The organism is Pseudomonas sp. A-R-19 (assembly GCF_019956575.1).
GTDB lineage: Bacteria > Pseudomonadota > Gammaproteobacteria > Pseudomonadales > Pseudomonadaceae > Aquipseudomonas.
On sequence record NZ_JAHBDR010000071.1, the window covers coordinates 87,431 to 109,966 of the forward strand.

A 22,536-nucleotide genomic window follows, 5' to 3' on the forward strand; every position below is an offset into this window, starting at 1 on the left:
GTGCCGGCCCCTTCGCGAGCAAGCCCGCTCCCACATTGGAATGCGTTTCCCTGTGGGAGCAGGCTTGCTCGCGAAAGCGGTGTCAGCGGCTCAGATACATCCGGGTCGTCAGCAAATAGACCGGCAACCCCGACACCACTATCAACAACGCCGCATAAGGCGCCGCCGCCGCAAACTCCACATTCGCGGTATGCGCCCAGACTTCCGTCGCCAGGGTGTTCAGCCCGGTCGGGCTCAGCAGCAAGGTCGCCGTCAGTTCCTTCATCGCATCCAGGAACACCAGGGCAAAAGCCGCTCCCAGCGCCGGGAAAATAATCGGCAGTGTCACTCGGCAGAACGCGCTGAATGACGAGGCTCCCAGCGTGCGTGCCGCCTCCTCAAGTTGCGGTGCCGCCTTGTTCAGGGCGGTGCGGATCGGTGCCTGCGCCAGCGGCAGAAACAGCAGGGCGTAGGCGATCAGCAACAGTGCCGAAGTCTGGTACAGCATCGGCACATAGTGCAGGGCGAAATACACCAGGGTCAGGGCAATGACCAGGCCCGGCAGGGCATGTAGCAAGTACGGCAAGCGCTCGGCCCAGATCGCCAGTTGACCTTTGTAGCGCACGACCAGCAGGCCGACCGGCACCGCCAGCACCAGGCAAACCGCAGCGCCACCCAGCGACAGTGCGAGGGATGACAGCAATGCTTCGCCGATTGCCGCCACCGGAAAGGCCGCCGACGATCCCACCGCCAACCAGTACGCCAGCATGCCCAGCGGAATCCCGCTGCCGATGACTGCCAGCAGCAGGCAATAAAGCTGTCCCGCCACGGCCCACGGCCCCAATCGAACCTGCTCCGCTTGTCGCGCGGCACCCTGGCCAGTGCGCACGTGTCGACCCTTGCCGCGCACGCGCAGCTCCAGCCACAGCAGCGCCAGACACAGCATCAGCAGCACGGCGGAGAGCATCGCCGCATTGGCATTGCTGAACTCCAGCTCGAACTGTTGATAGATCGCGGTGGTGAAGGTTTGCAGGCCGATGATCGACAGCGCGCCGAACTCCACCAGCATGTGCAGGGCAATCAGCAAAGAACCGGCGAGCAGCGACGGCCAGAGCAGGGGCAGGGTGACCTTGAAAAACACGCCCCAGCGGTTCTGTCCCAGCGTGCGCGCTGACTCTTCCAGTGAGGGGTCGAGATTGCGCAGGGTCGCCGCCACGGGCAGGAAAATCAGCGGGTATTTAGAGAGTGTCATCACCAGAATTGCCCCGCCGAGCCCTTCGAAATGAGCACTCAAGGAAACCCAGGTAAAACTGCTGACAAACGCCGGTACGGCGAAGGGCAGGCACAGGATCACGCCCCACAAGCGCCGCCCCGGCAGATTGCTGCGCTCCAGCAGCCACGCCAGCGACAGGCCGATCACGCCGCAGGCCAGCGTCACGCCGACCATCAGCGCCAGGGTGTTGCGCAGGAGCCCGAACACGTAGGGGCGCCACAGCAAATGCAGCGCCTCGGCCCAGCCTGCTTGCCAGGCCTTGAGCCCGACATAGGCCAGCGGCAGCAAACTGAGCACTACCAGTAGCAATACCGGCAGGACCAGCCAGATCGACGGCCGCTTGCGCCGCGGCACGTACCCGCCATACGTGGAAAGCGATGCGCTCATCAGTTCAGGCCAACATCACGTTCCAGGTCCAGGGCTTCTTCGGCATTGCCCAGGTCGGCTGGTGTGACTTTCGGTGCTTCCAGCTCGCTGAATGGCTTGAGTCCGCGATCAGATTCCATGCCTTTGTGCAGCGGGTATTCGGCGGTGGTCTGGGTGATCACGCGCTGGCCTTCCTCGCTGGCCATGTAGGCGAGCAATTGCTGGGCTTCTATTGGGTGTTTGCTGGATTTCAGCACCGCTGCGCTGGAAACGGTGATCAGCCCGCCGACGTCGCCACCGGTGAAATAATGCAATTTCGAATCGAGCTGGCCTTTTTCACGCTGCAAGGCGAACCAGTAGTAGTTGTTGACCAGCACGGTGGCCACTTCGCCATTTTCCACGGCTTTGAGCGCGACCATGTTGTTGCTGTAGGTTTTGCCGAATGCGCGCAGCCCGGTCAGCCATTCTTCGGCAGCGTCCATGCCGTGCACTTTGATGATGGCGACGGCTTGTTCCTGGAAGGCGCCACTGGTGGGCACAAAGCCGACCTTGCCTTGCCATTTTGGATCGGAGAAATCCATCACCGACGTCGGCAGGTCTTTTTCGTCGATCAGCTTGGGGTTGAAGGCGACGACGCGCACCCGGGCCGTCACGCCAATCCAGGTGCCATTGCTGGCGACGTATTCCTTGGGCAGTACGGCCAGCGTGGCGTCATCCGCCTTGGCCAGCAGGCCTTGTTCGCCAAGTTTGTTCAGTGGCGGCGATTCTTCGGTGTAGATCACGTCGGCAGGGGAGCGATCGCCTTCTTCGACGACCTGGCTGGCGAGCTGATTGCTACTGCCTTTGCGCACATTGACGTGGATGCCTGTCTTGGCTTCGAAGGCTTTGGCGACTGCGTCACCGACTTCTTTGTGTTGGCCGTTGTAGAGCGTCAGGGAAACCGGGTCGGCGGCTTGGGTGAGGGGGGAGGCAAGTGCCAGGCCGAGCAGGGTGATGGTCAAGCCGCGGCGCAGGGTATTTCGAAACATCATTCGCAGGGTTCCTCACTGTCGCATTGCAAAAACTTGCAACAATGATAAACGATATTATTTCTCAAAAGCGCGCTGCGATGTTGAAGGGCGTTTGGTAGGTTCGGTAAATGGAAGGGCTATTGTGGCGAGGGGGCTTGCCCCCGTTGGGTCGCGAAGCGGCCCCAGGGCATACTTCACTACACCGCATTTGCCGAGTTTACGACTGCTTCGCAGCCGAACGGGGGCAAGCCCCCTCGCCACATGAATGGTGGTGGTTCGAACATTTTTGAATGCCGGAAACGCAAAAACCCGCTTTCGCGGGTTTTTGTGAAACTCAAGGTCGTAACCTTGAATTTGAATTGGTGCCCAGAAGAAGACTCGAACTTCCACGACCTTGCGGTCACCAGCACCTGAAGCTGGCGTGTCTACCAATTTCACCATCTGGGCATTCATCGCAAGCGTTGCCGCTGTTGATGTGGCGAACTATACGGAGAGCAATTTGATCTGTAAACCCCTGATTTTAAAATTAATTAAACCAGTGGCCCAGAATGCAAAAACCCGCTTTCGCGGGTTTTTGTGTGAGCCTTGAAATTGATCTAATCTCAAGCTCGAAATTGGTGCCCAGAAGAAGACTCGAACTTCCACGACCTTGCGGTCACCAGCACCTGAAGCTGGCGTGTCTACCAATTTCACCATCTGGGCAGTATCGGCAACGTTGTCCGTCGTCGATGGCGCGCACTATACGGAGCGTCTTTTTAACTGTAAACCCCCGGAATCAAAAAAACCTGGAAAATTTCGCCAGTGGTCTTCAAAACAGCTTTGCAGTGTCGATACAGGGCTTTAGAAGGGTCGTCTTAGCTTGAAATTTCCCGTTTCATTACGCCTATGCCAAACTAACCCGCATATAGACAAGGTGAAAACTCTCTAATGGCCGATTGGCAGTCCCTCGATCCCGAGGCCGCTCGTGAAGCGGAAAAATATGAAAACCCTATTCCTAGCCGTGAACTGATCCTTCAGCACCTCGCTGATCGAGGTTCGCCTGCTAACCGCGAGCAACTGGTCGAAGAGTTTGGTCTGACCACAGAAGACCAGATCGAAGCCCTGCGCCGCCGCCTGCGCGCCATGGAGCGCGATGCTCAACTCATCTATACCCGTCGCGGCACTTATGCGCCGGTGGACAAGCTCGACCTGATCCTGGGCCGCATCAGTGGTCACCGCGATGGCTTCGGCTTCCTGGTGCCGGACGATGGCAGTGATGACCTGTTCATGAGCCCGGCGCAGATGCGCCTGGTGTTCGACGGTGACCGTGCCCTGGCCCGTGTTTCCGGCCTGGATCGTCGTGGTCGCCGCGAAGGCATGATCGTCGAGGTGGTGTCCCGCGCTCACGAAACCATCGTTGGCCGCTACTTCGAAGAGGGTGGCATCGGTTTTGTCGTTGCCGACAACCCGAAGATCCAGCAGGAAGTGCTGGTCACGCCGGGTCGTAACGCCAACGCGCAGATCGGTCAGTTCGTCGAAGTGAAGATCACTCACTGGCCGACGCCACGCTTCCAGCCGCAAGGCGACGTGGTCGAGGTCGTGGGCAACTACATGGCGCCGGGCATGGAAATCGATGTTGCCCTGCGTACCTACGACATTCCTCACGTCTGGCCTGACGCCGTGCTCAAGGAAGCCGGCAAGCTCAAGCCGGAAGTCGAAGAGAAGGACAAAGAGAAACGTATCGACCTGCGTCATCTGCCGTTCGTCACCATCGACGGCGAAGATGCCCGCGACTTCGATGACGCGGTCTACTGCGAAGCCCGTCCGGGCAAGCTGCGCCTGTTCTCCGGTGGCTGGAAGTTGTACGTGGCGATTGCCGACGTCTCCAGCTACGTGAAACTCGGTTCGGCGCTGGATGCCGAAGCGCAGGTTCGCGGCAACTCGGTGTACTTCCCCGAGCGCGTGATTCCGATGCTGCCCGAGCAGCTGTCCAACGGTTTGTGCTCGCTGAACCCGCAAGTCGATCGCCTGGCCATGGTTTGTGAGATGACCATCTCCAAATCCGGCGAAATGACCGACTACTGCTTCTACGAAGCGGTGATCCACTCCCATGCCCGCCTGACCTACAACAAGGTCAGTGCGATGCTGGAAACGCCGAAAGCCACTGAGGCGCGCAAACTGCGCGGTGAGTACACCGACGTCGTACCGCACCTCAAGCAGCTGTACTCGCTGTACAAGGTATTGCTGGCGGCCCGTCACGTACGTGGCGCGATCGATTTCGAAACTCAGGAAACCCGGATTATCTTCGGTTCCGAGCGCAAGATCGCTGAAATCCGTCCGACCATTCGTAACGACGCGCACAAGCTGATCGAGGAATGCATGCTGGCGGCCAACGTGGCCACCGCTGAATTCCTGAAGAAGCACGAAATCCCGGCGCTGTATCGCGTCCACGATGGTCCGCCACCGGAGCGTCTGGAAAAACTGCGCGCGTTCCTCGGCGAGCTCGGCCTGTCCCTGCACAAAGGCAAGGATGGCCCGTCGCCAAAGGATTACCAGGCTCTGCTGGCCGGTATCAAGGATCGCCCGGATTTCCACCTGATCCAGACCGTCATGCTGCGTTCGTTGAGCCAAGCGGTGTACAGCGCCGATAACCAGGGCCACTTCGGCCTGAATTACGAGGCGTACACGCACTTCACTTCGCCGATCCGTCGCTACCCGGACTTGCTCACGCACCGGGCGATTCGCAGCGTGATCCATTCGAAGCAGGACACCCCGCACGTTCGCCGTGCCGGTGCGATGACCATTCCGAAGGCACGCATCTATCCGTACGACGAAGCGGCCCTGGAGCAGCTCGGCGAGCAGTGCTCGATGAGCGAGCGCCGTGCTGACGAAGCAACCCGCGACGTAGTGAACTGGCTCAAGTGCGAGTTCATGAAGGATCGCGTGGGCGAATCGTTCCCGGGTGTGATCACCGCCGTGACCGGTTTTGGTCTGTTCGTCGAGCTGACCGATATCTACGTCGAAGGCCTGGTGCACGTCACCGCGCTGCCGGGCGATTACTACCACTTCGACCCTGTGCACCACCGCCTGGCCGGTGAGCGTACCGGTCGTAGCTTCCGCTTGGGCGACACCGTGGAAGTGCGGGTCATGCGCGTCGACCTCGACGAACGCAAGATCGACTTCGAGATGGCTGAAACAACCATCAGCGCGCCGATCGGTCGCAAGAAACGTGGTACTGAAACCGCAGCACCTGCGGCGTCTTCCAAAAAATCGGAAGCAGAGCCGGCCCCGGCGAAAACCGGTCGTCGTCCTGCCAAGGAAAAGGCTGCAGAAGCCTATCGCCCGAGCGATGCGGCGGCGAAAAACGCCGAAGTGCGCAAGAGTCGTGAAATGAAACAGGCGTTGCTGGCCGGTGCGAAAAGCGGCGGTAAAGCGGCGTCTGGGGGAAAGACCAGTCGGTCGACGCCTGACAAGGCCGTCGGCGGCAAGCCAGCCAAACCGAGCAAACATCGTAAAGGCCCGCCAAAAGCGGGCTCGGCTCCAGCCAAGAGTGGCGGGGCGCGTAAACCTAAGGCCAAGCCATGAGTCAGTTGGAAAAGATCTACGGTGTCCATGCTGTAGAAGCGTTGTTGCGTCATCACCCGAAACGCGTGAAGCAGATCTGGCTGGCCGAAGGCCGCAATGATCCTCGGGTCCAGACGCTGATCGAGCTGGCCAACGAAAACCGGGTCCAGGTCGGCCAGGCCGAGCGTCGCGAAATGGACGCCTGGGTTGAAGGCGTGCACCAGGGTGTGGTCGCGGACGTGAGTCCGAGCCAGGTCTGGGGCGAGGCGATGCTCGACGAGTTGCTCGATCGCACCGACGGCGCGCCGTTGTTGCTGGTGCTCGATGGCGTGACCGATCCGCATAACCTCGGCGCCTGCCTGCGTTCCGCCGATGCGGCGGGTGCGCTGGCAGTGATCGTGCCGAAGGACAAGTCGGCGACCCTGACTCCGGTTGTACGAAAAATTGCCTGCGGCGCGGCGGAAGTGATTCCGCTGGTTGCCGTGACCAACCTGGCGCGCACCCTGGAAAAGCTCCAGCAGCGTGGTTTGTGGGTGGTCGGTACGGCCGGTGAAGCTGAAGTCAGCCTGTATGACCAGGATCTGACCGGCCCGACCATCCTGATCATGGGTGCCGAAGGCAAAGGCATGCGTCGCCTGACCCGCGAGCATTGCGACTACCTGGTGAACCTGCCGATGGCCGGTAGCGTCAGCAGTCTCAACGTTTCTGTTGCAACCGGTGTCTGCCTGTTCGAAGCGCAGCGCCAGCGCAGTGTCAAAGCCAAGGCTGCTGCCAAGAAGCCCTGACCCAGCCTGTAGGAGCCGGCTTGCTGGCGATCCATGCACCTCGGTGTGTCTGACATACCCAATCGCATCGATCGCCAGCAAGCCGGCTCCTACGGGGTGTGGTAAATGGTGGCTGTTCAAATAATCGCCAATTACCTTGCGCCTCCCTCGCCCCTTCTCTACAATTGCGCCCCTTGCTGTGATGGCAGGCACCAACGTGTCTAGCGTCCGCAAGTCCATAAGTGTCATTCACTCCTTGTCTGACCGCTTTTGAGCGGCAGGCTACAACCCGTAAGGAGCATTCATGCGTCATTACGAAATCATCTTTTTGGTCCACCCGGATCAAAGCGAGCAAGTCGGCGGCATGGTTGAGCGTTACACCAAGCTGATCGAAGAAGACGGCGGCAAAATCCACCGTCTGGAAGATTGGGGCCGTCGTCAACTGGCCTACGCAATCAACAATGTTCACAAGGCTCACTACGTGATGCTGAACGTTGAGTGCACTGGCAAGGCCCTGGCCGAGCTGGAAGACAACTTCCGCTACAACGATGCAGTGATCCGTAACCTGGTCATCCGTCGCGACGAAGCCGTTACCGGCCAGTCCGAGATGCTCAAGGCTGAAGAAAACCGCAGTGAGCGCCGTGAGCGTCGCGACCGTCCTGAGCACGAAGGCGCTGAAAGCGCTGATAGTGATGACAGCGACAACAGCGATAACGCTGACGAGTAATCCACGGACCTTTTAAGGAGCCTATCAAATGGCACGTTTCTTCCGTCGTCGTAAATTCTGCCGCTTCACCGCTGAAGACGTGAAAGAGATCGATTACAAAGATCTCAACACTCTGAAAGCCTACGTATCCGAGACCGGCAAAATTGTTCCAAGCCGCATCACCGGTACCAAAGCTCGTTATCAGCGTCAGCTGGCCACCGCTATCAAGCGCGCCCGCTTCCTGGCCCTGCTGGCCTACACCGACAGCCACGGCCGCTGAGACCGGGCAGTCGACACGTAGCAAAGGATTGAATGTATGCGTGCCTTAGCTGAGTTCATCATGCGGGGCCGTATGCAGGCCACTCTGGTAGTGGCTGGATGTGCGGCATTGCCGTTGTTGTATTGGTTGGGTGCTGCCGCCGGATGCCTTGTGCTCCTGCGGCGCGGATTGAAGGACGCCCTGGGCGTTCTTGCTCTGGGACTGCTGCCGGCATTGATCTGGTGGCTTTACTCCGACGACCCACGGGCACTTCTGGTGCTGCTGGGGTCTGCGAGCCTTGCGTTGGTTTTGCGCGCAAGCGAGTCCTGGAACCGCGTGCTGCTGGTCAGCATAGCGATGGGAGTGGTGTTTTCAGTGGTGTTGGGGACAGCTTTTGCTCCCCAGATCGAGATGCTGGCGCAGGCTTTGATCAAGGTCATGCCGTCGCTACTCGGCGATGTCTACCAGAAGTTGTCGGTAGACGAACAAGCGCGTTTCGCGTCCCTGATTGCACCGGTCCTGACCGGCCTGATTGCGGCGTTGTTGCAAATCGTCAGCTTGCTGAGCCTGCTTGTCGGGCGCTACTGGCAGGCGTTGTTGTATAACCCGGGCGGTTTTGGTCGCGAGTTTCGCGCCATCCGCTTCCCGCTGTTGCCGGCGATGTTGCTGCTGGCGTGCATGCTTCTGGGGCCGAATCTCGGTTCACAGATGGCCATGTTGACGCCGTTGTGCAGTGTACCGCTTGTGTTCGCCGGGCTGGCCCTGATTCACGGGCTGGTGGCGCAGAAGCGACTGGCCAGGTTCTGGCTGGTGGGGTTGTACGTGACGCTGTTGCTGTTCATGCAACTGATCTATCCGTTGCTGGTGGTCCTGGCCATCGTCGACAGCCTGATTGATTTTCGCGGTCGTTCGGCACCGAAAGATGCCGATAACGCGAACGGTGAAGGTTAAAAGTTAAGAGGATTTTCACATGCAACTGATCCTTCTGGAAAAAGTCACCAACCTGGGCAACCTGGGTGACAAAGTGAACGTTAAGGCTGGTTACGGTCGTAACTACCTGCTGCCTTACGGCAAAGCTACCGCTGCGACCCCAGCCAACCTGGCTGCGTTCGAAGAGCGTCGCGCTGAGCTGGAAAAAGCTGCAGCAGATCGCAAAGCATCGGCTGAAAGCCGCGCTGCCCAACTGGCCGAGCTGGAAGTGACCATCACTGCCACCGCTGGCGACGAAGGCAAGCTGTTCGGTTCGATCGGTACTCACGACATCGCTGACGCACTGACCGCCTCCGGCGTTGAAGTGCAGAAGAGCGAAGTTCGTCTGCCGAACGGCACCATCCGCAACGTAGGCGAATTCGACGTAGCCGTGCACCTGCACGCCGAAGTTGAAGCCACCGTACGCGTTGTCGTGGTAGCAGCTTAAGCAGCACTTGTCGGCTGGCACCCTCGGGTGCTAGCCGGTAACATCGGGCACGATCCTGTTTACAGGTCGTGCCCTTTGTCTTTCTGGCATCCCCGTTTTTACATCTGATTCCAAGTGGCCATGAACGAAATCTCCGCTCCTGAGCAATACGATCTGCAAACCGCCGCGCTGAAAGTGCCGCCGCATTCCATCGAGGCCGAACAGGCTGTACTCGGTGGTCTGATGCTGGACAACAACGCCTGGGAGCGCGTGCTCGATCAAGTCTCCGACGGCGATTTCTATAGACATGACCACCGTCTGATTTTCCGTGCGATCGCCAAGCTGGCCGATCAGAACATGCCGATCGACGTCGTGACCCTGTCCGAGCAACTGGACAAGGAAGGTCAGACGTCGCAAGTTGGCGGCCTCGGTTACCTCGGCGAGCTGGCGAAAAACACCCCGTCGGTCGCTAACATCAAGGCCTATGCGCAGATCGTCCGTCAGCGCGCGACGTTGCGCCAACTGATCGGCATCAGCACCGAGATCGCTGACAGCGCCTTCAACCCGGAAGGTCGCACTGCCGAGGAGATCCTCGATGAAGCCGAGCGCCAGATCTTCGCGATTGCCGAGGCCCGGCCGAAAACCGGTGGCCCGGTGGGCGTCAACGACCTGTTGACCAAGGCCATCGATCGCATCGACACGCTGTTCAACACTGACAACGCCATTACCGGCCTGTCCACTGGCTACACCGATCTTGATGAGAAGACCAGCGGCCTGCAGCCGGCTGACTTGATCATCGTCGCCGGTCGTCCGTCGATGGGTAAAACCACCTTCGCGATGAACCTGGTGGAAAACGCCGTACTGCGCAGCGACAAGGCCGTTCTGGTGTATTCCCTCGAGATGCCAGGCGAATCGCTGGTCATGCGTATGCTGTCGTCCCTCGGTCGGATCGACCAGACCAAGGTGCGTTCCGGTCAGCTGGAAGATGACGACTGGCCGCGCCTGACTTCGGCGGTCAACCTGCTCAATGACCGCAAGCTGTTCATCGACGACACCGCCGGTATCAGCCCGTCGGAAATGCGTGCGCGGACCCGGCGTCTGGCGCGTGAGCATGGTGAGATCGGCCTGATCATGATCGACTACCTCCAATTGATGCAGATTCCAGGTTCCGGCGGCGACAACCGAACCAACGAGATTTCTGAAATCTCGCGTTCCTTGAAAGCCTTGGCCAAGGAATTCAACTGCCCGGTGGTGGCGCTGTCCCAGCTCAACCGCTCCCTCGAGCAGCGGCCGAACAAACGGCCGATCAACTCCGACCTCCGGGAATCCGGAGCCATCGAGCAGGATGCCGACGTGATCATGTTCGTTTACCGCGACGAGGTGTATCACCCGGAAACCGAGCACAAGGGCATTGCCGAAATCATCATCGGCAAGCAGCGGAACGGCCCGATCGGCTTTATCCGCCTGGCGTTCATCGGTAAGTACACCCGCTTCGAGAACCTGGCGCCGGGTAGCTATAACTTCGATGACGACGAGTAACTGTTGATGCAGGGCCTCTGTGGTGAGGGGGCTTGCCCCCGTTGGGTTGCGAAGCGACCCCAAAGCCTGCGGTCGCCATTCTCCAGATGAAACGAGTTGGCTGATTTACGACTGCTTCGCAGCCGAACGGGGGCAAGCCCCCTCGCCACAAAAGCGATGTGTTGCCTTGGGATTGCCAGCTCCCACCAATTTCCGACCACAGCCGTCGGAATTGGTCAAAAAATGTGCTATATTCCGCGCCCGCGAAATTCAATGAAAGCCAACACCGGTTATCGACATGCAAGCAGCCAAGCCGTTATTTGACTATCCCAAGTACTGGGCCGAATGTTTCGGGCCAGCGCCGTTCCTGCCCATGAGCAGGGAGGAGATGGATCAGCTCGGCTGGGATTCCTGCGACATCATCATCGTCACCGGTGATGCCTACGTCGACCACCCGTCGTTCGGCATGGCGATCATCGGCCGGCTGCTGGAGTCCCAGGGCTTCCGCGTGGGGATCATTGCCCAGCCGAACTGGCAGTCCAAAGACGATTTCATGAAGCTCGGCGAGCCGAACCTGTTCTTCGGTGTCGCGGCCGGCAACATGGACTCGATGATCAACCGCTACACCGCCGACAAGAAAATCCGTTCCGATGACGCCTACACGCCAGGTGGCATGGCCGGCAAGCGTCCGGACCGTGCGAGCCTGGTCTACAGCCAGCGCTGCAAGGAAGCCTACAAGCATGTGCCGATCGTGCTCGGCGGCATCGAGGCGTCCCTGCGCCGCATCGCGCATTACGATTACTGGCAGGACCGGGTACGCAACTCGATCCTGATCGACGCCAGCGCCGACATCCTGCTCTACGGCAACGCCGAGCGGGCCATCGTCGAGGTCGCCCAGCGCCTGTCCTACGGTCACAAGATCGAAGACATCACCGACGTGCGCGGCACCGCGTTCATCCGTCGTGACACGCCGCAAGGCTGGTACGAAGTCGATTCCACGCGCATCGACCGTCCGGGCAAGATCGACAAGATCATCAACCCGTACGTGAACACCCAGGACACCCAGGCCTGCGCCATCGAGCAGGAGAAGGGGCCGGTTGAAGATCCGCAGGAAGCCAAGGTCGTGCAGATCCTGGCCAGCCCGCGCATGACCCGCGACAAGACCGTGATTCGTTTGCCGTCGGTGGAAAAAGTCCGTAACGATGCGGTGCTCTACGCCCACGCCAACCGCGTGCTGCACCTGGAAACCAACCCGGGCAACGCCCGTGCGCTGGTGCAGAAGCATGGCGAAGTGGACGTCTGGTTCAACCCGCCACCGATTCCGATGACCACCGAAGAAATGGACTACGTGTTCGGTATGCCCTATGCGCGCATTCCGCACCCGGCGTACGGCAAGGAGAAGATCCCGGCCTACGACATGATCCGTTTCTCGGTGAACATCATGCGTGGCTGCTTCGGCGGCTGCACCTTCTGCTCGATCACCGAGCACGAAGGCCGGATCATCCAGAACCGTTCCCACGAGTCGATCATTCGCGAAATCGAAGAGATCCGTGACAAGGTTCCCGGTTTTACCGGCGTGATCTCCGACCTCGGCGGCCCGACCGCGAACATGTACCGCATCGCGTGCAAGAGCCCGGAAATCGAATCCGCGTGCCGCAAGCCATCGTGCGTGTTCCCTGGCATCTGCCCGAACCTGAACACCGACCACTCGGCGCTGATCCAGCTGTACCGCAGCGCCCGTGAATTGCCGGGTGTGAAGAAGATCCTGATTGCTTCCGGCCTGCGCTACGACCTCGCGGTCGAGTCGCCGGAGTACGTCAAGGAACTGGTGACCCACCACGTCGGTGGTTACCTGAAGATCGCCCCGGAACACACCGAGGAAGGTCCGCTCAACCAGATGATGAAACCGGGCATCGGCAGCTATGACAAGTTCAAGCGCATGTTCGAGAAGTACTCCAAGGAAGCGGGCAAGGAGCAGTACCTGATTCCGTACTTCATCGCCGCCCACCCGGGTACCACCGATGAAGACATGATGAACCTCGCCCTGTGGCTCAAGGGCAACGGCTTCCGCGCCGACCAGGTGCAGGCGTTCTACCCGTCGCCGATGGCCACCGCCACCGCGATGTACCACTCGGGCAAGAACCCGCTGCGCAAGGTGACGTACAAGAGCGACGCGGTGACCATCGTCAAGAGCGAGGAGCAGCGTCGTCTGCACAAGGCATTCTTGCGTTATCACGACCCGAAAGGCTGGCCGATGCTGCGTGAAGCGTTGACCCGCATGGGCCGCGCCGATCTGATCGGGCCGGGCAAGAACCAGCTGATCCCGCTGCACCAGCCGTCGACCGACAGCTACCAGAGCGCCCGTCGCAAGAACTCGACGCCAGCCGGTAGCCACAAGGTTGCAGGAGAAAAGACCACCAAGATCTTGACCCAGCACACCGGCCTGCCACCACGCGCGAGCGATGGCGGCAACCCGTGGGACAAGCGTGAGCAAGCCAAGGCTGCGGCGTTCGCCCGCAACCAGCAGGCGGCCAAGGAGCGCAAGGACGCGGCCAAGGGCAAAGGGCCAAAGCCGACCCGTAAACCGGTCGTACCGCGCTAAGCCTCGCCTGCGCTGAACAGAACGCCAACCTTCGGGTTGGCGTTTTGCGTTTTAAGGTGGACAAAAAACTGTGGCGAGGGAGCTTGCTCCCGTTCGGCGGCGAAGCCGTCGCAAAAGCGGGCTCCTCGCTATATCTGACACACCGACATAGGGCCGCTTCGCGCCCCAGCGGGAGCAAGCTCCCTCGCCACAAGAGCCGGGCTTCGCCACAAATACGTGCAGCTACGCCAAACCATTTTCCTGCATCGCCCGATTTTGGTGCTGTACTGCCTCCTGTAACGGGGGAAAGCGCCAGCACCGCTGGATGGCATAAGTCTTGCGCGCTTTCCCATACGCTCAAGGCTCGCAGGAGGCACGCCGTGTCGATTCATGTCGCATTGCACCACGTCACGCATTACCGCTATGACCGCGCTGTCGAGCTCGGCCCGCAGATCGTTCGCCTGCGCCCAGCTGCCCACAGCCGCACGCGGATTCTGTCCTATGCGTTGAAAGTCTCCCCTGAGCAGCACTTCATCAACTGGCAACAGGACCCTCAGGGCAATTACCTGGCGCGGCTGGTATTCCCGGAGAAAACCGGGGAATTGCGCATCGAAGTCGATCTGCTGGCAGAAATGGCGATCTTCAATCCGTTCGACTTCTTCCTCGAACCCTATGCCGAAAAAATCCCCTTCGCCTATGCCGCCGATGAGCGCAAGGAACTGGCGCCCTACCTGGAAACCCTGCCCCTGACGCCGAAATTCAAGGCCTATCTGGACGGCATCGACCGCACGCCGTTGCCCGCCGTGGACTTTCTCGTCGCGCTCAACCAGCGCCTGAGCGAAGACATCGACTACCTGATCCGCATGGAGCCCGGCGTACAAACGCCTGAACACACCCTCGACCAGGCCTCCGGTTCGTGCCGCGACTCCGCCTGGTTGCTGGTGCAACTGCTGCGCAACCTGGGGCTGGCGGCACGTTTCGTGTCGGGCTACCTGATCCAGCTGACCGCGGATGTCAAAAGTCTCGACGGTCCGTCCGGCACCGACGTGGATTTCACCGACCTGCACGCCTGGTGCGAGGTGTATCTGCCCGGCGCCGGCTGGATCGGCCTGGATGCGACTTCCGGGCTGTTTGCCGGTGAAGGACATATTCCGTTGGCCTGTAGTCCCGATCCGTCCTCTGCGGCGCCGATCAGTGGTTTGGTGGAACCTTGCGAGTGCGAATTCAGCCACGAAATGTCCGTCGAGCGGATCTGGGAGGCGCCACGGGTCACCAAGCCCTACACCGACGACCAGTGGCTGGCGATCCAGGCCCTGGGCCGGCAGATCGATGCCGACCTGCTCGAAGGCGATGTGCGCCTGACCATGGGCGGCGAGCCGACCTTCGTGTCCATCGATGACCCGGACGGCGCCGAGTGGAACACCGCGGCACTGGGGCCGGATAAACGACGCTTGTCCGCCGAACTGTTCCAGCGCATGCGTAAACACTACGCACCCCAGGGACTGGTGCATTTCGGGCAGGGCAAGTGGTATCCCGGCGAGCAACTGCCACGCTGGTCGCTCAATTGCTACTGGCGCCGTGACGGCGTGCCGATCTGGCACAACAGCGCGCTGATCGCCGACGAGCAGGAAGACTATGGCGCGGATGGCGCACTGGCCGGGCGTTTTCTCGCGAGTGTCGCCGAACGCCTGAAGATTCCGACACGCTTTGTGTTTGCGGCCTACGAAGACAATTTCTATTACCTCTGGCGCGAAGGGATGTTGCCGCAGAACGTCAGCGCCGAAGACTCGCGTCTGGAAGAACCGCTGGAGCGTGCGCGTCTGCGCAAAGTGTTCAGCCAAGGCCTGGACAAGGTGATTGGCCAGGTCCTGCCGCTGGCGCGTACCGCCAAGGGCGATCAATGGCAGAGCGGCCGCTGGTACCTGCGTGATGAGCATTGCCGCCTGGTGCCGGGAGATTCGCCGCTGGGCTATCGGTTGCCTCTGGGCTCGCAACCCTGGGTGAAAGCGGCGGAGTATCCGTTCATTCATCCGCAAGACCCGAATCAAGACTTCCCGTTGCTGCCCGACACCGCGCAACTGCAAAGCCAAAGCGAGGCTGCCGAGGTGCAAGAGCGCGCACCGAAGATCGACGAATCCGCCGACTGGCTGACCCGCACCGCCTTCTGCGCCGAAGCGCGGGAAGGCCGGTTGTACCTGTTCATGCCGCCGCTGGAGCGGGTCGAGGATTACCTCGAACTGGTCGCTGCCATCGAAGCCACCGCCGAAGAATTGCTCTGCCCGGTGTTGCTGGAGGGTTACGAACCGCCGAGCGATCCACGCCTGAGCAATTTCCGCATCACCCCGGATCCCGGGGTGATCGAGGTCAACGTGCAACCGTCCGCGACCTGGGATGAATTGGTCGAGCGCACCGAATTCCTCTACGAAGAAGCGCGCCAGACCCGGCTGACCACCGAAAAATTCATGATCGACGGCCGGCATACCGGTACGGGTGGCGGCAACCATTTCGTGCTGGGTGGCGCGACACCGGGGGACTCGCCGTTTCTGCGTCGCCCGGATCTGCTGCGCAGCCTGATCAGCTACTGGCACAACCATCCGTCGCTGTCCTACCTGTTTTCCGGACTGTTCATCGGCCCGACGTCCCAGGCGCCACGGGTCGACGAAGCGCGCAACGATGCCTTGTACGAACTGGAAATCGCCTTCGCGCAGATGCCGGCACCGGGTGAGGAATGCCCGCCATGGTTGGTGGATCGTCTGCTGCGCAACCTGCTGATCGATGTCACCGGCAACACCCACCGCGCCGAGTTCTGCATCGACAAACTCTATTCGCCGGACGGCGCCACCGGGCGCCTTGGGTTGCTGGAGTTGCGTGCGTTCGAGATGCCGCCCCATGCGCGCATGAGCCTGGCCCAACAATTGTTGCTGCGGGCATTGGTTGCGCGGTTCTGGCGCGAGCCCTATGCACCGCCGAAACTGGCGCGTTGGGGCACCGAATTGCACGATCGCTTCCTGTTGCCGCACTTCATCGAACAAGACTTCGCCGATGTCATCGTCGACCTCAACGCCGCCGGTTATCCGCTGCGGGCCGAATGGTTCGCCGCGCATCTGGAGTTCCGTTTCCCCAAGGTTGGCGACTACGCCGTCAGTGGTATTGCGCTGGAGTTGCGTCAGGCGCTCGAACCCTGGCACGTGCTGGGCGAAGAGGGCGCCGTGGGCGGCACGGTGCGATACGTGGATTCGTCGCTGGAGCGTTTGCAGGTCAAGCTCAGCGGCTTGCCACCCCAGCGTTATCTGCTGACCTGCAACGGCGTACCGGTGCCATTGCAACCCACCGGGCGTGTAGGGGAATTCGTCGCGGGTGTGAGATTTCGCGCCTGGCAACCGGCCAACTGTCTGCAACCGACCATCCCGGTCCATGCGCCGCTGGTGTTCGACTTGCTCGATACCTGGATGCAGCGCTCGCTGGGCGGCTGCCAGTACCACGTCGCCCATCCGGGCGGGCGCAACTACGACAGCTTGCCAGTCAATGCCAACGAGGCCGAAAGCCGGCGGATGGCGCGTTTCTTCCGCATCGGACATACGCCGGGGAAACTTCCTGTCCCGATTGTGGAAATCAGCGACGAGCTGCCGATGACACTCGATTTGCGACGTTTCTAAACCGTACGCGACGCCCGGATTTTTCGTCTATCCGGGTGTCACGAGCCTGCGTTAGTCTGACCGTTCATTGCTGTCTGCCGAGCTTTCCATGCCTGACCTGCTAGACCGCTACCCGCTCACGGCGGGCACCTATCACGAACTGCTCGACGACAGTGGCGCCGTGCGCTCGCACTGGCGTCGGCTGTTCGAGCAGTTGCAACGCAGCACGCCGGCGCAGTTGGTGCAGCGTCAAGCCCTGCTGACCCGGCAGATTCAGGAAAACGGCGTTACCTACAACGTTTATGCCGATCCCAAGGGCGCGGACCGGCCGTGGGAGCTGGACCTGCTGCCCCATGTCATCGCGGCTGATGAGTGGCAACAGTTGTCGGCCGGCATCGCGCAGCGGGCGCGATTGCTCAATGCCGTGCTGGCTGACCTTTACGGTCCACAACGACTGATTGCCGAAGGTTTGCTGCCCGCCGAGCTGGTGTTCGGGCATAACAACTTCCTTTGGCCCTGCCAGGGCATCAAGCCGCCTGATGGAGCCTTTCTGCACCTGTATGCCGTGGATCTGGCGCGCACACCCGATGGCCGCTGGTGGGTGACGGCGGATCGTACCCAGGCGCCTTCGGGTGCCGGGTATGCGCTGGAAAACCGCACCATCGTGTCCCGGGCCTTTCCCGAGTTGTACCGCGATCTGAAAGTGCAGCACCTGGCCGGTTTTTTCCGCACCTTGCAGGAAACCCTGGCCCGCCAGGCCCCGAGTGACGGGGACGCGCCATTGGTGGTGCTGCTGACGCCAGGACGTTTCAACGAAAGCTATTTCGAACACCTGTATCTCGCTCGCCAGCTCGGTTATCCGCTGGTGGAGGGCGGCGACCTGACGGTGCGCGATGCTACGGTCTACCTCAAGACACTGAGTGGCCTGCGACGGGTCCATGCGATCATGCGTCGGCTCGACGATGATTTCTGCGACCCGCTGGAGTTGCGCACCGATTCGGCCCTCGGCGTGCCGGGCCTGCTGGAAGCGGTGCGGCAGGGGCGGGTGCTGGTGGCCAACGCCCTCGGCAGCGGCGTGCTGGAATCGCCCGGCTTGTTGGGTTTCCTGCCGAAGATCAATCAATACCTGTTCGGCGAAGAGCTGATCCTGCCGTCCATCGCCACCTGGTGGTGCGGTGAAGCACCGGTCTTGGCCCAGGCCCTGGAAAAACTGCCGGAACTGCTGATCAAACCGGCGTTTCCGTCCCAAAGCTTCGCACCGGTATTTGGCCGTGATTTGAGTGAAAAACAGCGCCAGGCACTCGCTGAGCGCATGCAGGCGCGGCCATATGCCTATGTGGCGCAAGAACTCGCGCAATTGTCCCAGGCGCCGATCTGGCAAGCCGAAGACGGTCAACTGCAGCCCCGTGCCATCGGCATGCGCGTGTATGCGGTGGCCAGTCGCGAAGGGTATCGGGTGTTGCCCGGTGGCCTGACCCGGGTCGCCGCGCAAGCCGATGCCGAAGTGGTGTCGATGCAACGCGGTGGCGCCAGCAAGGACACCTGGGTGCTGGGCGAGCGTGCGCCGAGCGGCGAACAATGGAAGGCCCAGCGCAACATCGGCGTGCATGACCTGGTGCGGCGCGACCCGTACTTGCCGTCGCGGGTGGTGGAAAACCTGTTCTGGTTCGGTCGTTACTGCGAGCGTTGTGACGACAGTGCCCGTTTGCTGCGCATCATGCTGGCGCGCTATGTCGACGGCGACGACCCGCAAGCCCTGCAGGCCGCGGTCGATCTCGGCGAGCGGCTGATGCTGCTGCCCGAGGAGGGCGAGTTGCCGGAACGCCTGTTGGCGGCATTGCTCGGCGATGACTGGCCGTTCAGCCTGCGCTCCAACCTGCAACGCTTGCAGTGGGCCGCTTCGCAGGTGCGCGGCAAGCTCTCGCGGGAAAACTGGCAGGCGCTGGTGGAGTTGCAGCGCGAAGCCATGGAGCTGGAAACCGAGGAGCCGGATTTGGGCGAGTTGCTGGATTTCCTCAATCGTCTGGTGATGTCCCTCGCGGCGCTGTCCGGCTTTGCCCTGGACGACATGACCCGGGACGAAGGCTGGCGTTTCCTGATGATTGGCCGGCGGATCGAGCGTCTGCAATTTCTCAGCGGCAGCCTGGCGGCGTTCCTGCGGGGCGCCGGGGCTTTCGATCAGGCCGGGCTGGAATGGCTGCTGGAACTGGGCAACAGCAGCATTACTTACCGCTCTCGCTACCTGGCGGTGGCGCAACTGATCCCGGTGCTCGACCTGCTATTGCTCGACGAGCAGAACCCTCACGCCGTGTTGTTCCAGTTGAAGCTGGTGACCCGCACCCTCAAACGCCTCAACGATGACTTTGGCGTGCCGCGCGAAGCAGCGCTGCCGCAATTGGTCGAGCGACTGGCGCGATTCGATCTGGGTTGCCTGGAAAACCCGCTGTTCGGTGCTGCGAGTGTTCGCGCTGCCATCGAAGGGCTGGCCGCGTTGCTGCAAGAGATCGCCGACGCCAGCGGGCAAGTGTCCGATCGCCTGGCGCTGCGGCACTTCGCCCATGTCGACGATGTCAGCCAGCGCACGGTGTCCGTCTGATGAGCGCCCACTACCAGATTTTCCACGACACCCATTATCACTACGACAGTCCGGTATCCCTGGCCCAGCAACTGGCGCACTTGTGGCCACGGCCTTGTGCCTGGCAGCGCTGCACCGACCGGCAAATGCTGATCAGCCCGCAGCCGACCTCGCGTCGCGATGAGCTGGATGTATTCGGCAATCCGCTGACCCGGCTGGCGTTCGAGCGCCCCCACGATGAATTGCTGGTCAACGCCAGCCTGACCATTGAAGTACTGCCCCGGCCTGCGTTGGACTTCAATCGGTCACCGGCGTGGGAAGAGACCCGTAGCGCGCTGACCTACAGCAGCCAACCGCTGTCGCCCGAGCTACTCGAAGCCTGCCGATACCGGTTTGAATCGCCGTATGTGCATCTGAAGAAAAATTTCGTCGAGTTCTCGCAAAGCTGTTTTCCGCCCGGTCGAGCGTTGTTGCTCGGCGTGCAGGCACTGATGGAGAAAATCTTCAGCGAGTTCACCTTCGATGCCGAAGCGACCCAGGTGGCGACTCCGCTGGTGGAGGTGCTGGAGCGCCGACGCGGGGTTTGCCAGGACTTTGCTCACCTGATGCTCGCCTGCGTGCGTTCCAGAGGGTTGGCGGCGCGGTACATCAGCGGCTATTTGCTGACCCAGCCACCGCCGGGCCAGCCGCGATTGATCGGCGCTGATGCGTCCCACGCCTGGGTTTCGGTGTTTTGCCCGGTGCTGGGATGGGTGGATTTCGATCCGACCAACAATGTGCAACCGGCGCTGGAGCACATCACCCTGGCCTGGGGCCGGGATTTTTCCGATGTGTCACCGTTGCGAGGGGTGATTCTGGGAGGGGGGAATCATGACCCGGAAGTTCGGGTAACGGTGATGCCGCTGGAATAATGAAGATCAAATGTGGGAGCGGGCTTGCTCGCGAAGACGGAGTGTCAGGAACATCATTTTTGCATGTGAAACCGCTTTCGCGAGCAAGCCCGCTCCCACAGGGAATTACGGTGTGTTGGAGTCATGTGATTGGCTTGTGAGGGTCGGCAGCTAAGCTGCCAACCCTGGACACAGATCCGGTGGGCCTGATCAGATCAACCGGCCCGGAGGTTCTCAGGCGTCGGGCGCCTGATCTTTTGGTGCTTCAACATCACTTTCTGCGGCCACTTCACCTTCTGCTTCCGGGTTCAGTGCGGCTGCTTCTTCTTCAGCTGTAGCTTTCTTGCGCTGAAGCTTTTCCTCTTTCTTCTGCTCCTTGGCCAAGTCTCTCTGACGTTTGGCGAAGGAGTAATTAGGTTTAGCCATGGGCGATCCTCTTGGGTCGAAGGTGAGGTTGAGCGGCGCATATTCTGCCCTGTATCGGTGCCGAGCCGTTAGCTGGGTTTTTGCTCGGCCCATTTTGGCGCTATGGACGGTTGCCAGGCATCCAGTGCATCGAGCAGGGTTTGCGCTGATTCGCTCACCTGCAGCATGTCACGGTGCGGCGCGCGAACGAAGCCTTCGCCGACGATGTGATCAAGAAAACCGGTGAGTTTGCTGTAGAAACCGTTCACTTCCAGCAAACCCAGCGGTTTGCCGTGGTAACCGAGCTGGCCCCAGGTCCAAACTTCGAACAATTCTTCCAGGGTGCCAAGGCCACCTGGCAGCGCGATAAAGGCATCGCTCAGCTCGGCCATCCGGGCCTTGCGCGCGTGCATGCCATCGACGACTTCCAGGCGAGTCAGGCCGCTGTGGCCGATTTCCTTGTCCTTGAGGCTTTGCGGGATGATGCCGATCACTTCACCACCGGCCGCCAAGGCTGCGTCGGCAACGATGCCCATCAGACCCACGGCGCCACCGCCATACACCAGGGTCAGCTTGCGCTCGGCCAACGCCCGGCCAAGGGCCACGGCGGCTTCGCGATAAGCCGGGTTGGTGCCGGTGCTGGCGCCACAAAATACACAAACAGATGCTAAAGACATGCCTTTCTCCTTGGTCGATCAGGGCCACAGAGTAAAGGCAGGCGCACGGTACTCCAAGAGCTAGACTTGGTGTTCCCGGGTTTCGTACGTACCGCTGGCGCCGCAAGCGTAGGCGGCCAGCAAACTGCACAAGAGGCGGTTGATGGACATGACAGGCGTTCCATTTGAAGGAGGGACAAACTGATGATAGGGCCGGACCAGACACTTGGCCGGTAGATTGTTTGCATCGGGCTCATAGCCCGAAAGTTGTATACAATTTTTGATTCAAGTCATATGAACTTGCGAAGTTTTCAGGCAGTCTTCTGTTCATTCGCGATTTCGTTAACCCTGCCTTGGAGATTCACCATGTTTGCCAAACTCGCTGCGGTATCCCTGTTGACACTGGCTAGCAGCCAACTGATGGCTGCCGAGTGCAAGACCACCATTGACTCCACCGATCAAATGGCCTTCAGCACCAAGGCCATTGAAATCGACAAGACCTGCAAGACCTTCACCGTCGAACTGACCCACTCCGGCAACCTGCCGAAAAACGTCATGGGCCATAACTTTGTGCTGAGCAAAGAAGCCGACATGCAGCCGATCGCCACCGACGGCCTGGGCGCCGGCATCGACAAGAACTACCTGAAGGAAGGCGACGCCCGCGTGATCGCCCACACCAAGATCATTGGCGCCAAGGAAACCGATTCGGTGACCTTCGATGTGTCCAAGCTGGATGCCGCTGAGAAATACGGCTTCTTCTGCTCGTTCCCGGGCCACATCTCGATGATGAAAGGCACGGTTACCCTGAAGTAATCAGGCACACCGCATCATCGTTCTTCGCGGCAAGCCCGCTCCCACAGGGACGCCACCGTACCTGTGGGAGCGGGCTTGCCCGCGAAGGGGTCAGATGCATCGACGCATGTCTTGGCCAAAGAAAAAGCCCGCTGAAGCTCAACACTTCAGCGGGCTTTTTCATTCAA

General features: G+C 60.7%; 16 protein-coding genes and 2 tRNA genes. 12 read left to right on the forward strand and 6 right to left on the reverse strand.

All coding sequences use genetic code 11. The features are described from left to right. Nucleotides 1-82 precede the first annotated feature (82 nt). From KGA88_RS20400 to KGA88_RS20415, 4 genes are all read right to left on the reverse strand, one after another. The gene (locus tag KGA88_RS20400; RefSeq protein ID WP_223593918.1) at nucleotides 83-1,639 is read right to left on the reverse strand and encodes an ABC transporter permease; all 1,557 of its coding nucleotides are present in this window, start codon (nucleotides 1,637-1,639) and stop codon (nucleotides 83-85) included. After that, a complete protein-coding gene (locus KGA88_RS20405) occupies nucleotides 1,639-2,649 on the reverse strand; it encodes an extracellular solute-binding protein (protein ID WP_223593921.1) in 1,011 nt (336 codons plus the stop codon). Before KGA88_RS20405 ends, KGA88_RS20400 begins: the two co-directional genes overlap by 1 nt. Nucleotides 2,650-2,988: 339 nt before the next feature. Then, a tRNA-Leu gene (locus KGA88_RS20410) sits at nucleotides 2,989-3,075 on the reverse strand. 168 nt (nucleotides 3,076-3,243) lie between these two features. Further along, nucleotides 3,244-3,330, reverse strand: a tRNA-Leu gene (locus KGA88_RS20415). Nucleotides 3,331-3,555: 225 nt separating this feature from the next. On the opposite strand from KGA88_RS20415, the gene rnr reads away from it, so the two are divergent. The 11 genes from rnr (at nucleotide 3,556) to KGA88_RS20470 (ending at nucleotide 20,516) form a co-directional block, all read left to right on the forward strand. Further along, nucleotides 3,556-6,192, forward strand: coding sequence for a ribonuclease R (rnr, locus tag KGA88_RS20420; protein ID WP_110661044.1), 2,637 nt, complete (start codon nucleotides 3,556-3,558; stop codon nucleotides 6,190-6,192). Next, nucleotides 6,189-6,956 carry a 23S rRNA (guanosine(2251)-2'-O)-methyltransferase RlmB gene (gene rlmB / locus KGA88_RS20425; protein ID WP_108218424.1) on the forward strand — a complete coding sequence of 256 codons (768 nt, stop codon included), beginning with the start codon at nucleotides 6,189-6,191 and terminating at the stop codon, nucleotides 6,954-6,956. The genes rnr and rlmB overlap by 4 nt, the downstream gene beginning before the upstream one ends. Before the next feature lie 283 nt (nucleotides 6,957-7,239). After that, entirely contained in the window at nucleotides 7,240-7,662 is a 423-nt protein-coding gene (gene rpsF / locus KGA88_RS20430) for a 30S ribosomal protein S6 (RefSeq protein ID WP_008048087.1), read from the forward strand. Between the two features lie 28 nt (nucleotides 7,663-7,690). Further along, a complete protein-coding gene (rpsR, locus tag KGA88_RS20435) occupies nucleotides 7,691-7,921 on the forward strand; it encodes a 30S ribosomal protein S18 (protein ID WP_002551829.1) in 231 nt (76 codons plus the stop codon). A 36-nt stretch (nucleotides 7,922-7,957) separates the two neighbouring features. Continuing rightward, nucleotides 7,958-8,851, forward strand: coding sequence for a hypothetical protein (locus KGA88_RS20440; protein ID WP_223593923.1), 894 nt, complete (start codon nucleotides 7,958-7,960; stop codon nucleotides 8,849-8,851). Between the two features lie 19 nt (nucleotides 8,852-8,870). Next, entirely contained in the window at nucleotides 8,871-9,317 is a 447-nt protein-coding gene (rplI, locus tag KGA88_RS20445) for a 50S ribosomal protein L9 (RefSeq protein WP_007973276.1), read from the forward strand. Between the two features lie 120 nt (nucleotides 9,318-9,437). Continuing rightward, complete coding sequence (gene dnaB / locus KGA88_RS20450) at nucleotides 9,438-10,835, forward strand: replicative DNA helicase (RefSeq protein ID WP_110661047.1); 1,398 nt, start codon at nucleotides 9,438-9,440, stop codon at nucleotides 10,833-10,835. A gap of 277 nt (nucleotides 10,836-11,112) precedes the next feature. Continuing rightward, nucleotides 11,113-13,416 (forward strand): YgiQ family radical SAM protein, encoded by a 2,304-nt coding sequence (locus KGA88_RS20455; RefSeq protein ID WP_110662644.1) that lies wholly within the window; start codon nucleotides 11,113-11,115, stop codon nucleotides 13,414-13,416. A 359-nt stretch (nucleotides 13,417-13,775) separates the two neighbouring features. Next, nucleotides 13,776-17,051 (forward strand): DUF2126 domain-containing protein, encoded by a 3,276-nt coding sequence (locus KGA88_RS20460; RefSeq protein ID WP_223593926.1) that lies wholly within the window; start codon nucleotides 13,776-13,778, stop codon nucleotides 17,049-17,051. 88 nt (nucleotides 17,052-17,139) lie between these two features. Further along, nucleotides 17,140-19,626, forward strand: coding sequence for a circularly permuted type 2 ATP-grasp protein (locus KGA88_RS20465; protein WP_223593928.1), 2,487 nt, complete (start codon nucleotides 17,140-17,142; stop codon nucleotides 19,624-19,626). Continuing rightward, nucleotides 19,626-20,516, forward strand: a complete 891-nt coding sequence (locus KGA88_RS20470; protein WP_223593929.1) for a transglutaminase N-terminal domain-containing protein — start codon at nucleotides 19,626-19,628, stop codon at nucleotides 20,514-20,516. The genes KGA88_RS20465 and KGA88_RS20470 overlap by 1 nt, the downstream gene beginning before the upstream one ends. A 213-nt stretch (nucleotides 20,517-20,729) precedes the next feature. On the opposite strand, the gene KGA88_RS20475 is transcribed toward KGA88_RS20470, so the two are convergent. Both KGA88_RS20475 and KGA88_RS20480 read right to left on the reverse strand, forming a co-directional pair. Next, a complete protein-coding gene (locus tag KGA88_RS20475) occupies nucleotides 20,730-20,921 on the reverse strand; it encodes a hypothetical protein (protein ID WP_110660080.1) in 192 nt (63 codons plus the stop codon). Between the two features lie 68 nt (nucleotides 20,922-20,989). Then, a complete protein-coding gene (locus tag KGA88_RS20480; protein ID WP_110660081.1) occupies nucleotides 20,990-21,577 on the reverse strand; it encodes a TIGR00730 family Rossman fold protein in 588 nt (195 codons plus the stop codon). A 345-nt stretch (nucleotides 21,578-21,922) separates the two neighbouring features. Here KGA88_RS20480 and azu point away from each other — a divergent pair, with 345 nt between their 5' ends. Then, nucleotides 21,923-22,369 carry an azurin gene (gene azu, locus KGA88_RS20485; RefSeq protein WP_223593931.1) on the forward strand — a complete coding sequence of 149 codons (447 nt, stop codon included), beginning with the start codon at nucleotides 21,923-21,925 and terminating at the stop codon, nucleotides 22,367-22,369. The last annotated feature ends 167 nt before the right edge of the window (nucleotides 22,370-22,536 follow it).

Excerpts from the sequence above, each read along its gene's own strand:
- KGA88_RS20465 (WP_223593928.1), top strand. The coding sequence starts at position 17,140 with ATGCCTGACCTGCTAGACCGCTACCCGCTCACGGCGGGCACCTATCAC.
- KGA88_RS20400 (WP_223593918.1), bottom strand. The coding sequence starts at position 1,639 with ATGAGCGCATCGCTTTCCACGTATGGCGGGTACGTGCCGCGGCGCAAG.
- KGA88_RS20475 (WP_110660080.1), bottom strand. The coding sequence starts at position 20,921 with ATGGCTAAACCTAATTACTCCTTCGCCAAACGTCAGAGAGACTTGGCC.
- rlmB (WP_108218424.1), top strand. The coding sequence starts at position 6,189 with ATGAGTCAGTTGGAAAAGATCTACGGTGTCCATGCTGTAGAAGCGTTG.
- KGA88_RS20455 (WP_110662644.1), top strand. The coding sequence starts at position 11,113 with ATGCAAGCAGCCAAGCCGTTATTTGACTATCCCAAGTACTGGGCCGAA.
- KGA88_RS20405 (WP_223593921.1), bottom strand. The coding sequence starts at position 2,649 with ATGATGTTTCGAAATACCCTGCGCCGCGGCTTGACCATCACCCTGCTC.
- KGA88_RS20480 (WP_110660081.1), bottom strand. The coding sequence starts at position 21,577 with ATGTCTTTAGCATCTGTTTGTGTATTTTGTGGCGCCAGCACCGGCACC.
- rpsR (WP_002551829.1), top strand. The coding sequence starts at position 7,691 with ATGGCACGTTTCTTCCGTCGTCGTAAATTCTGCCGCTTCACCGCTGAA.
- azu (WP_223593931.1), top strand. The coding sequence starts at position 21,923 with ATGTTTGCCAAACTCGCTGCGGTATCCCTGTTGACACTGGCTAGCAGC.
- KGA88_RS20470 (WP_223593929.1), top strand. The coding sequence starts at position 19,626 with ATGAGCGCCCACTACCAGATTTTCCACGACACCCATTATCACTACGAC.
- rpsF (WP_008048087.1), top strand. The coding sequence starts at position 7,240 with ATGCGTCATTACGAAATCATCTTTTTGGTCCACCCGGATCAAAGCGAG.
- rplI (WP_007973276.1), top strand. The coding sequence starts at position 8,871 with ATGCAACTGATCCTTCTGGAAAAAGTCACCAACCTGGGCAACCTGGGT.
- KGA88_RS20440 (WP_223593923.1), top strand. The coding sequence starts at position 7,958 with ATGCGTGCCTTAGCTGAGTTCATCATGCGGGGCCGTATGCAGGCCACT.
- dnaB (WP_110661047.1), top strand. The coding sequence starts at position 9,438 with ATGAACGAAATCTCCGCTCCTGAGCAATACGATCTGCAAACCGCCGCG.
- rnr (WP_110661044.1), top strand. The coding sequence starts at position 3,556 with ATGGCCGATTGGCAGTCCCTCGATCCCGAGGCCGCTCGTGAAGCGGAA.